This is a genomic window from Stenotrophomonas sp. YJH_SMC_27 (genome assembly GCF_059369815.1).
Genome location: NZ_JCAFTA010000015.1, coordinates 86,882 through 98,287, shown reverse-complemented (window position 1 = coordinate 98,287; position 11,406 = coordinate 86,882). Strand labels below are relative to the sequence as shown.

At 66.1% G+C, this 11,406-nt stretch carries 7 protein-coding genes; 4 read left to right on the top strand and 3 right to left on the bottom strand.

What is annotated here, in order from left to right; all coding sequences use genetic code 11:
* Positions 1–107: 107 nt before the first annotated feature.
* Entirely contained in the window at positions 108–407 is a 300-nt protein-coding gene (locus tag AC5P7R_RS18955) for a hypothetical protein (RefSeq protein WP_478436384.1), read from the bottom strand.
* 139 nt (positions 408–546) lie between these two features.
* Between AC5P7R_RS18955 and AC5P7R_RS18950 the strand changes: the two genes are divergently transcribed.
* The 4 genes from AC5P7R_RS18950 (at position 547) to AC5P7R_RS18935 (ending at position 6,764) form a co-directional block, all read left to right on the top strand.
* Positions 547–1,062, top strand: a complete 516-nt coding sequence (locus AC5P7R_RS18950) for an RNA polymerase sigma factor (protein WP_478436385.1) — start codon at positions 547–549, stop codon at positions 1,060–1,062.
* The gene (locus AC5P7R_RS18945; RefSeq protein WP_478436386.1) at positions 1,059–2,081 is read left to right on the top strand and encodes a FecR family protein; all 1,023 of its coding nucleotides are present in this window, start codon (positions 1,059–1,061) and stop codon (positions 2,079–2,081) included. The genes AC5P7R_RS18950 and AC5P7R_RS18945 overlap by 4 nt, the downstream gene beginning before the upstream one ends.
* A gap of 143 nt (positions 2,082–2,224) precedes the next feature.
* Complete coding sequence (locus AC5P7R_RS18940) at positions 2,225–5,158, top strand: TonB-dependent receptor (RefSeq protein WP_478436388.1); 2,934 nt, start codon at positions 2,225–2,227, stop codon at positions 5,156–5,158.
* 10 nt (positions 5,159–5,168) lie between these two features.
* Positions 5,169–6,764 carry an alkaline phosphatase D family protein gene (locus AC5P7R_RS18935; protein WP_478436390.1) on the top strand — a complete coding sequence of 532 codons (1,596 nt, stop codon included), beginning with the start codon at positions 5,169–5,171 and terminating at the stop codon, positions 6,762–6,764.
* A gap of 108 nt (positions 6,765–6,872) precedes the next feature.
* Here AC5P7R_RS18935 and AC5P7R_RS18930 read toward each other — a convergent pair whose 3' ends face one another.
* Both AC5P7R_RS18930 and AC5P7R_RS18925 read right to left on the bottom strand, forming a co-directional pair.
* Positions 6,873–8,981: a phosphocholine-specific phospholipase C gene (locus AC5P7R_RS18930; RefSeq protein WP_478436391.1), complete on the bottom strand. Its 2,109-nt coding sequence runs from the start codon at positions 8,979–8,981 to the stop codon at positions 6,873–6,875.
* Positions 8,982–8,989: 8 nt separating this feature from the next.
* Positions 8,990–11,368: a TonB-dependent receptor gene (locus AC5P7R_RS18925; protein WP_478436393.1), complete on the bottom strand. Its 2,379-nt coding sequence runs from the start codon at positions 11,366–11,368 to the stop codon at positions 8,990–8,992.
* Between the last annotated feature and the right edge of the window lie 38 nt (positions 11,369–11,406).

Below are 11,406 nucleotides of genomic sequence, written 5' to 3'. Positions count from 1 at the left end.
GGCCTGCCCCCCACGCCTCGATAGGCGGGCGGGGCTTGGGTCTCTGGCAAGCAAGGGTTGGTGCCGCGCGCCGTATCATGGGCCGATGCGCTGGGCGCGGCCGCTGATCAGGCCGGGGACAGCCCCGGCAGGAACACCGGGATGATCGCCACGCCGATGCCCAGCAGGCACCAGGCGACGACGGGCAACCAGCGCGCCAGGCGTTGGGCGGGTTCCGGTGCACGACGACCGCCGATCCACAACAGCAGCGTGAGCACACCTAGCGCATAGGCGAGGACGACGATTACCGGATGCACATGGATGACCCGGCTGGGCGGCCACATCTGCTGCTGGTAGGCGGTGGTGTGGGCGACCAGCAGCAGGAACAGCAGGCTGCTGAGGGTGTTGATGGCGGTGCGGGCGTTCATTGCGGGGCACTCCTTGTGCCGGCTGCCGGGACATTGCAGGGGCCGCATTCTAGCGGCTGCCTGCCGGTCGTTGAAACGCCACTGTCATCGATGGCGGTCACCCTGCGGGGCTTTCCAGCCTCGGGGTGGTTGGCCGGCCGTGAACAGCGTGAGGATCTGGGAGAAAAGCTACGCGCTGCGGCGCCGGCTGCTGCGTGGCTTCTTCCTGCGTCGCGGTTCGGCCAGCGAGGATGCCGAAGACCTGGCGCAGGAGGTCTACCTGCGCCTGCTGCGCAGCACCGGCGAAGATGCCGATGCGGTCGAGAACCCGGAAGCCTACCTGTTCACCGTGGCGGCGAACCTGGCGCGCGAGCATGCGCGCGCGCGGTCGTCGCTGCCGCCGCTGGAAGACGTCGACCTGCTGGCCGAAGTGCTGAAAAGCGAAGAAGACATCGAAGGTGATTTCGAGCGTGCGCAGCGCTGGAACGATATCCGCAGCACCATCGCACGACTGCCGGCAACCACGCGGCGGGTGATGGAGCTGCACTACCGCGACGGACTGGACTGCCCGGCAATCAGCCGGCAGCTGCAGGTGTCGGTGCACATGGTGCGCAAGCACATCGGCAAGGGGCTGGAGGCCTGCAGGAAGGCGCTGGGCGCCAGGGAGCTCACATGAACCGGACCTCATCGCCCGTGGCCGACGACACGATCGCCTGCGAGGCCATGGACTGGTTCCTGGGCAACCGCGAGGGGCCGTTGGATGAGGCCGGGCGCCTCGCGTTCCTGGACTGGATGAAGCGCTCGCCGGAGCATGTGCGCGCCTACTTGCGCGTGCTCTCGTTGCACCAGCAGGTGGGCGAAGCGCTGCAATCGTCGTTGGCTGACGAGGCGCCGCCGCTGCGGGAGGCGACGTCGGCCAAGGTGGTGCCGCTGTTCGGTGGCGTGCACGCGCCGCCGCGCGCTGTGCCGCGGCGCGGTCGTGCGCGCTGGTGGGTGGCAGCTGCCGCAGCCTGTATCACCTTGCTCGGCGCGGGCCTGGTTCCGCAGGTGATGCCCACCGAGCAGCTTTACAGTGCCGGACAGGGCCAACTTCGCGACCTGGTGCTGCCCGACCAGACCCAGGTGCGGCTCAACGCGGACAGCCGCCTGCGGGTACGCATGGGCTGGTTCAGCCGCAAGGTGGAGCTGCTGCAGGGTGAGGCCACGTTCGATATCGCCCGTGACCACCGTCCGTTCGAGGTGCAGGTGAACGGCCTGGAGATCCGGGACATCGGCACGGTGTTCGATGTGTCCCGACGGTTGCAGAGCACGCGCATCGGCGTGGTTTCCGGCGAGGTGGAGATCTGGAGCCAGGGTGCGGACGCCCGGCGTCTTGCGCAACTGGGCGAAGGCCGAGTGGTGCAGGTCGACGCGGGCAGCCATGCGGTCGAGTCCTTGGACCTGCCATTGTCGATGCTGCTGGATTGGCAGCAACGCAAGGTGTCCTTCCTGGATGAGCGGCTGGACGAGGTGGCCGCTGCCTTCAACCGGCACAACCAGGTGCAGGTCCGCGTGCTGGACGAAGGCGCGGCATCGGCACGGTTGTCGGGCAGTCTCGATGCGCATCGCATCGGTGCACTGCAAGCCTTCCTCGAACGCGACCCGCGTTTCGTGGTGAGGCGCGAAGGCGACACCGTGCGGGTTGGCAGTCGCTGAGGCCGACATGGCCGTGGACTGTCAAAAAAAATTCATCGAATCCGCGTTCTCCACTTCGGTGGATGCGGGCTCTTACTTGGGAGAAGCCGCTGCCGAGCCACGCAGCGGCGCCTGCTGCCTTCTCTCTCTTCCAAGGACCCGTGATGCGCAACACGCTCTACCTGTCGATCATCCTCGCCCTGTCTCCCTGCAGCGTGCCGCTGGCCTTCGCCGCCGGTGCCGATGGCCTGGAGGCGCGTGTATCCACGCCGATCGCGGCGCAGCCGTTGGCGCGTGCGCTGGAGCAGTTGTCGCGCAGTTCCGGGGTGCAGTTCCTGTACTCGGCCGGCGGTGATGCCCGCATGGCCGGTGCGGTGCCGCGCGGTGCCACCGTCAGGCAGGCGCTGGACGCGCTGCTGGCCGGTACCGGCCTGGGGTACACCGTGGTGGATGGCAATGTCATCGCCATCGATCCGGCGCCAGCACGCAACCAACCGAAGCCGGCCGCGCCGAAGCCGCGCGAGGCCGAGGCAATGGTGGCGCCGACCCTGGACACGGTGAAGGTGATTGCTGCACATGAGGTCATCGACCAGAAGAAGCGCTCACCGGTGATCAAGGATTCGGTGGTGTACGACGAGATGGACAGCTACGGCGACGAGACCCTGGCCGAGAGCCTGATGGCCGCTCCAGGCCTGAGTGCGGTGGAGGATGCCGGCGAGCCACGTTACGTGACCGTGCGCGGCGTACAGGCCAACCTCAACTACACCACCATCGATGGCATCGCGATTGCCAGCGTGGGAGGCAGTGGCTCCGGCGAGCGAATGAACAACCTGCAGCTGATTCCCAGCGACATCGGCACCCGTACCGACATCTACAAGAGCTTCAGTGCGGAGCAGGCACCGGATGCGATCGGCGGCGTGATCGACATCATCAGCCGCAGTGCTTTCGACCGGTCCGGCAAGTACGTGTTTGCCGATGTGGCGGGCATCTATTCCACCGCCGAGACCAACGTCGAGCGCAGCGCAGGCGGCAACCACGAGACTCTGGGCCACTTCGGCAAGAGCGCCAAGATGGTGTTCTCCAACCAGTTCGGCGCCGACCAGGAGTTCGGCATCGTTGCGGTGGCACGCTACGAGCAGCGTTCACGCAACAGCGTCAAGCGCTGGGTGGAGTCGAACTACTACTACAACGACGCTGGCAAATACCTCACCGACGGTACCACCGGTCCGGACGAGGCCAAGGGCTGGAACGGGCTGCGTGCGCCTGGCAACTTCAGCACCGGCACCTATACCAACTTCATCACCAACTTCGGTGGCTCCGCCAAGCTTGAGTGGAAGCCCTCGGATGATCCGTTCTACGCATCGCTGCTGCTGTACTCGTACCGGTTCTACGAGAACTCGACGATGAACAAGACCGATCTGTACGGCAATGCCAAGTTCCCGATCCGCAACCAGACCGAGGACAGCGGCACCACCCAGATCAACAGCATCTACATCAAGAACCGTCACGACCGCTGGGACCGCAGCAACCGTGGTGCCATCGCCAGTTTCAACTGGGACATGGGCGACCGTTCGCGGCTGACCCTGCGTGGCGGACATACCGAAGAGACCTTCCACAACAACCAGGTCTACTGGGGTGTGCGCGCCTACCCCAGCAATCTGTTCGTCGACTACGAGAACGACAGCCATGGGTTCCCCAACGCGGTGGCGGTGTCCGATTCCAGCCTGCTGACCAGCTCCGCGTTCAAGCTCAATCCGGCGCAGGCCTACGTCTCCCCGCGCGATGCCAAGGAGAGCATCGACAACCTGCGCGCCGATTTCAGCTACAACATCGACGCCGATGCGCGTGGCTTCGGCCTGGCCACCGGCGCCGAGTACCGCCACCTGAAGATCTGGCAGGACATCGACTTCGACTACTTCAAGAGCAGCGCCACGCTCAACGACTACCTGTATCCGGGTTCGACACTGCTGGGCAGCGTGCCCGGCTTCCCGCTGATCGACAACCGCAAGTGGACCGAGGAACTGCTGCCGAAACTGGGCAGCAACAATGCGGCGTATCCGAATGCCAACTTCACCAGCGACTACAAGTACGTGGAGGACATCACCAATGCCTATGTATCCGCGCACTACGCCTGGGACCGGCTGCTGCTGATCGGCGGCCTGCGCTACGACCACACCCGCTTCGATGCCTACAGTCCGTTCAGCGATGATGGCGGCGCTACCTATAGCTCTGCGTTCCGCAACACGAGCGGTGGCTACAACAACCTGCTGCCCTCGTTGAACGCAACCTTCAAGCTCACCGAGGACCAGCGCCTGCGCTTCTCCGCCAGCCGCACGCTGGGCCGGCCGACGCCGAGCAACATCGCCCAGGCCACCAGCACCAGCTGTGGCGATGACGAGGAGGGCAGGGGCTTCTGCACCATCAAGCAGGGCAATGCCGATCTGCAGCCGCGCCGTTCCACCAACATCGACCTTGCATGGGACCTGTACTTCAACGGCAACAACGGCCTGGTCTCGGTGGCGTTGTTCGACAAGGTGATCAAGGACGACATCTACACCCTGACCACCTTCGAGAACGTGGGTGATACCCACTATCGGGTCACCCAGCCGATGAACACCGATGAGTCGAAGCTGCGCGGTGTCGAGTTCGCGGTGGCCAACCGCAACCTGCAGTGGGGCCGCCAGCGCTTCGACATGTACTTCAACGCCACGCGGCTGGAAGGGCAGACCGACTACCGCATCAGTGATGGCACCGCGCGCCGCCTGGATCGCCTGCTGTACCAGCCGGACTGGTCGCTCAATGGTTCGGTGATCTGGCGCATGCCGTGGAGGAGCGCGCAGCTGCGCCTTTCCGGAACCTACCGCAGCCGGATGCTGGTCGACTTCGGTGACACCGAATGGCTGGATTCGTACTACGACCCGTACATGACGTTCAACATGGCCTTCAGCCACAAGGTCGGCAGGCACGTGACGCTGAAGTACGAAGCCAAGAACCTGTTCAACACCCAGCCGACCTACAGCACCGGCCCGAATGGGCGCTTCCGTACCGAGATCGACGACTACGGCCGCTTCTTCTACTTCCACATCATCTACAACTGAGGGCAGCGCCGTGGATACGATCAATCGCAGGCGATTCCTGGCCCTGGCCGGCCTGTCTGCTGCCGGCGCCTGGATGGGCACGGCACACGCGCTGGCCGCGCAGGCCGATGCCACCGCGCTGAACCCGCGCAACCTGCTGGCCAAGCCGCGCTTTGCCAACACGCCCTTCACCCTGGGCGTGGCCTCGGGTGATCCCTCGGCCGATGGCATGGTGCTGTGGACACGGCTGGCGACCGAGCCGCTGGTGTTCGGCGGTGGCATGCCTGCCCGGCCGATGGTGGTCGAGTGGCAGCTGGCAGCAGACGAAGGCATGCGCAGGGTGGTACGCCAGGGTTCGGCAATGGCGCATCCCGAACTTGGCCACGCGGTGCACGTGGAGCTGGACGGGCTGGCGCCCGGACGGCCCTACTGGTACCGCTTCACCGTAGGCGGCCACGCCAGCGCAGTGGGTTGCACGCGCACGCTGCCGGCAGCCACGGCAGCGGTGGATCGCGTTCGCTTCGTGGTGGCCGGTTGCCAGCATTACGAAGAAGGCCACTACACCGCGTGGCGACGCATCGCCGAGGAACCACTCGATTTCGTCTTCCACTACGGTGACTACATCTACGAAGGCGAAAGCCAGCCGGGCCTGCGGAAGATGAACGGACAGCCGTTCACCAACCTGCGCAACCACGTCGGCCCGCAGATCTACACGCTGGATGATTACCGCCGCCGCTACGCCCAGTACAAGAGCGACGCCGACCTGCAGGCCGCGCATGCGGCGGCACCGTGGTTCGTCACCTTTGACGACCATGAAGTGGACAACAACTGGGCCGGCGCCGAAGACCAGGATGACACGCCCAGCGAAGTATTCCTGCTGCGCCGCGCACAGGCGTTCCAGGCCTACTACGAGAACATGCCACTGCGCCGTTCGGCATTCCCGCGCGATGGCCACATGCAGATGTACCGGCGCGCACGCTACGGCACGCTGATGGATCTGCACCTGCTCGACACCCGCCAGTACCGCAGCAAGCAGGTGAGCATGGCGCTGCGTGAGGAAGTGGAATCGCCGGAGCGCAGCATTGTGGGGGCGAAGCAGGAGCGCTGGCTGTTCGACGGCTTGGCCGATGCCGCACCGCGCTGGCACACCATCGCCCACCAGGTGGCGCTGGGCAACTACATGCGCGAGAAGGATGGGGTGGTGCAGTCGTCCGACGATCAGTGGTCGGGCTATCTGGACAGCCGCCGGCGCCTGCTCGACCACATCGAGAAGGTGGGCTTCGGCAACGTGGTGACCGCCTGCGGCGACGCGCATCGCCACTATGCCAGCGATCTGGTGCAGGACCACCGTGACTCGGGCGTGGTCTCCAGCGAGTTCCTCGCCACGTCGATCACCTCCGGCGCCGATGGCCAGGGTGTGGACGCGTATGCCAGGAACCAGCTTGCCCACAGCCCCTACCTGAAGGCGACCACCGACAAGCGTGGCTACGTGCTGTGCGATGTCACCCGCGATGCGTGGATCGGCGACATGAAGACGCTGGATACGGTGATGCGACCGAACGGTACCATGCAGAGCTGGAAGCGCTACGCGGTGGAGCACGGCCGGCCGGGGCTGCAGGAGGCCTGAATCTACCGGTCTGCGCTGTAGAGCCGAGCCCACGCTCGGCTGCTTTTTTCGGGGCAATGCGACCAGGGCGAAAGCAGCCGAGCATGGGCTCGGCTCTACACGGATTCTTCAATCGTGCTCGAACCGCAGCGGCTCGGTGCCCATCGCCGGGTCACTGGTGCCGGGGCGCCCATCCTCGGCGCGGCCGGCCAAACGCAGCACACTCCCACCCGCGCTGACGCGCAGGTCATACCAGCCGGCGGTAGGCGTAGCATCCCACGCCAATGAAGTCTGCGCATGTGCGGGCAGCGCCAATGTCTGTTCGGGCATGTGTCCTGCATAGGCGCCGCCGTGCACGCGCACCTGCTGTGCACTGTCACCCAGATTGCGCAGGCGGAGCCGCAGTTGGTCATCGACGCGATCGATTGAAGCCTGCACGGCAGGACCCGTGGCCGCTCCCTGGAAGTGGCGGTGGAAGCCGTTCGGGCCGAGCAACCACAGGTCATAGCGGCCCTGGGCATCCAGCGGCCAGCGCTCGCGCAGCGGCCTACCGGGCAGCAGCGTGTAGCGGCGTGGCACCGCATCCAGCCGCAGCCGGTCGTAGACATGCAGCACAGCCGCTGCGCCTTCGCAGGACAACGTCAGGTCCACGCCCGCAGCGTCGACCGCAGCGATCGATGCCTGCGGCCGGTAGGGCAGGGCACGCGCCGGGCGTACACCGCTTTCCTGTTTCGCTGGTTTCAGCCCCTCTGGCAGCGTGGGCACGGTGCGTCCCGGCAGGGCGGCGGCACGCGCGGCCACCGCGCTCATGTCCGGCAGGCCGCGCACGAACGGACGGGTATCACGCTGGGCGAAGTCGAACGCGTTGCTCAGATCCCCGCAGACCGCACGGCGCCACGGCGAGATGTCCGGTGCGGCCACGCCGAAGCGACGTTCGATCAGGCGTATGACCGAGGTGTGGTCGTACACCTGCGAATCGACCCAGCCGCCGCGGCTCCACGGCGAAATCACGTACAGCGGCACACGCGGACCGAGACCATACGGGCGCCCGCGCAGTTCGGCGGCATCGTACTTCTCGTCGCCCGGTGCGGGATGACGGTGATACTCGCCCTCGGTACTGACCGACGAGGCACCTGCCCATCCACCGTTCACCGGTGAGGGAGGGGCCGGTGGCGGCATGTGGTCGAAGAATCCGTCGTTCTCGTCGAACATCAGCAGCAGGGCGGTGCGGCTCCACACTTCCGGATCGGCGGTCAGCGCATCCAGCACGCGCGCGGTATAGGCCGCGCCCTGGGCCGGGCTGGACGGGCCGGGATGTTCGCTGCCGGCGGCATCGGCGATGATGAAGCTGACCTGAGGCAGGCGCCCGTCGAGTACGTCCTGGCGCAGCTGTGGCAGGCCACGGGTGCTGACAGCGCGTGCGCGCAGCTGCGGATCATGTCCGGGTGCCGCGCTGTAGGCACGACGGAACGCCTCGAAGCCGGCCAGCGGGTTGTCGGTGAAGTTGTCGGCCATGTCCTGGTAGATCTGCCAGGATACGCCGGCGTTCTGCAGGCGCTCGACATAGCTGGTCCAGCGGTACGACGCCGGATGCCCGCCGTGTTCGGGGAAGTTGTCATGCGAGTTGGCGATCACCGGGCCACCGGCACGGGCCTGTGCATCGTTTTGGCCGGTCCACAGGAACACCCGGTTCGGGTTGGTGCCGGCCTGCATGGCGCAGTGGTACGCATCGCAGATCGTGAAGGCATCGGCCAGCGCGAACTGGAACGGCAGGTCGCTGCGCTGGAAGTAGCCCATCGAGTGGTTCTGCTTGGCCTTCGGCCAGTGCCCCATGCGCCCGTGGTCCCAGGCACGCTGGGCGTCTGGCCAGGTGTGCGGCGTGCCTTCCACCCGCATGTAGCCGAAGTGCGCGGCGGTATCCAGCGGGAACGGTGCGATCGCCCGCGTGCCACTGGCATCGGGTTGCAGCCACAGGCTGCGGGTGCGGCCACCTGCTTGCAGCGCGGCGGCCGGGGCGACGAACCGATCACCGAAGCCACGTACCCCCGGCAGCGTGCCGAAGTAGTGGTCGAACGAACGGTTCTCCTGCATGAACACCACGATGTGCTGCAGGTCTTCGAGGCTGCGCGTCTGCGCGGCAGGGGCGATCGCTGCGGCCCGGGCGATGCTGGGCAGCAGCGGAGAAAGGCCGGCGGCAACGCCGGCCTGCAACAACCGGCGTCGGCCGATATCGGTCACGGGCTCACTCACAGGTCCACGCGGAAGGAGATGCCGACGGTGCGCGGGGCGCCGATGAAGGCGTTGTCGCGGCCGTCCACCCCTGCAAGATACCGCTTGTCGGTGAGATTGCTCACCACCAGGTTGGCACCCATGCCCTTCAGGCGCGGCGACAGCCCCTGCAGGTCGAAGCCGATGTTGGCGTTGAACACGGTGGCCGAGGGCAGCGTGTTGACGTTGGCGGCATCAAGGTAGCGCGTGCCCAGGTAACGGCCGGACAGGCCGAAGTTCCAGTTGGCGCCCTGCCAGTCGGCCGACAGCACCAGGGTGTTCTCCGGCTGGCCGATCACCTTGGCGCCGTCGACGATGCCCAGCTGGGCATCACGCGCGGCACTGCCGCTGCCCAGGTACTTGGAGCGGTTGTAGGTGTAGGCCGCGTTGATCCGCCAGCCGTTGTTCCACCCATAGCCGAACGCGGCTTCCAGGCCGTTGCTTTCCACGCCACCGAAGTTCTCATAGACGCCGTCGGTCTCGCCCAGGTAGTCGATGCCGCTGACGAAGCCCGCCGGCAGGTAGACGATGCGGTTGTCGAACTTGATGTTGTAAAGCGTGACCGAGGCGGTCAGCGGCCAGCGGCTGATGCGCATGCCCACTTCGATGTTGTCGGCGGTCTCCGGTTCGACATTGCGGAAGCGCTGCGGGTCGGTCTCGCCAAGTACGCCTGAAGGAATGGCGGCGAAATTCTGCGAGAAGCCGGCGAACAGCTCCATGCCTTCCACACCCGGTGCCCAGGTGACGCCGGTGGACAACAGTGGATCGGACCTGGAATCGGATTTGACGTGCTCGCTGGCACCGATCACGCGGCGGCGCGACTGGTCGACGAAGAACTGCTTCACGCCCAGGCGGGCACTGAACGGCCCGAAGCGGGCCACGTCCTCGACGTAGTACATCTGTTCGTCAACCTTGTACTTGTCCTCGAACTGCACCCAGTACGGCTGGTGGTCGAAGGCGATATCCTGGCCGACGTTGAGCAGGCGGTGCCAGTCACGGCGTGCCGAACGGTCCAGCTTCTCCACCCACAGGCCGCCACGCAGCGTGTTGTCGACTGCGCCGAAGGTCTGCCGCCATTCGACGTCGGCAGTCACGCCCATGCGGTCGTTGTCGTAGTGGGTGTGGCGGTAGGACTGCGCGCCCAGCACGTTGCCCGCGTAGCAGTTCGGATCGTACTCGGCGGTGAAGCCCAGGCGCGGGGTGCAGCTGGCCAGGCGCTGCGCGGCGCTGCCATCGGGATTGACGAAGAAGATCTGGCCACGGTTGCTGCCGCCGGACACGGTTTTGCCACCCAGATATTCCGATTCGGGGCGGCCCGCACCCTCATCGCTGACCTGCGCCAGGTAGGGTGGAAGCCAGTCGCCACGACCTTGCATGCGGTGCCCGTAGGCGGCCACCGAGGCCTTGAACCCGTTGCCGCCGTCGAAGGCCGCACGCAGGTAACCGAAGGTGTTCTCGCGCAGCGCACGCGAGCCCGAACGGAAGTTCTGGTCCAGATAGGGAATGCCGGTGAGGGTGCCGACCAGGTTGTCGCGATCCGGATGGGTGGCAAAGCCCTTCGGCGAAACACTGGTGTATTCGGGCTCGTCGGCATCGTTGTAGGACAGGTAGCCGGCCAGCGTCCAGCGATCCAGTTCGGTGATGAACTTGCCGGCGATGTGGTTGTTGCTGGCGTGGCCGGTGCCGTCGATCCAGTCGTGCACCTTCGACGAGGAGGCGCTGACCCACGCGCGGGTGTGGCCGCCGAGCAGGCCGGTGTCGTAGCGCACGTAGTACTTGCGCGCCTCGTTGTCACCGGCACCGACCACGAAGCGCAGGCGGCTGTCCTGCAGCGGGTCGCTGGTAAGGAAGTTGAGCGTGCCGCCCAGTGCTTCGTTCGAGCGCGAGGAGATGTCAGCGGTGCCCTGGCTGACTTCCACCGTCTCCAGGTCGAGGGTGTCGATGTAGCGGTTGGCCAGCGAGCCGCCACCGTAACCTGAGCCGCCGTTGGGCAGGCCGTCGATGGTGGTGCCGATCTGCTGGGTATCACGATTGGTGACGAAACCGCGCATGCTGATCTGCGTGCCCCACACCGACGAGCCGGTGGCGTCGGCCTCGCTGACCACCACGCCGGGTACTTCGTTCAGCGCATCGTTGACGCTGCTCATCACCGTCTGCCGGTTCAGTGTTTCTGCGCGCACCGACGTCTTGGCGTAGCTGGTGGCCTGGCCGATCACCTGTACCTGGTCCAGGGTACGGGCATCGCTGCTGTGCGCTTCGCCCGTATCGCCCTGCGGTGCTTCTGCGAGGGCGTCCAGGGCGGGGGCGATCAGCACGGCAAGCAGCGAGATACGGGGAAAACGCGCAAACGTTCGCATTGAAACCGGACCTTCAGGGGAGGGAAGCCCCGGAGTGT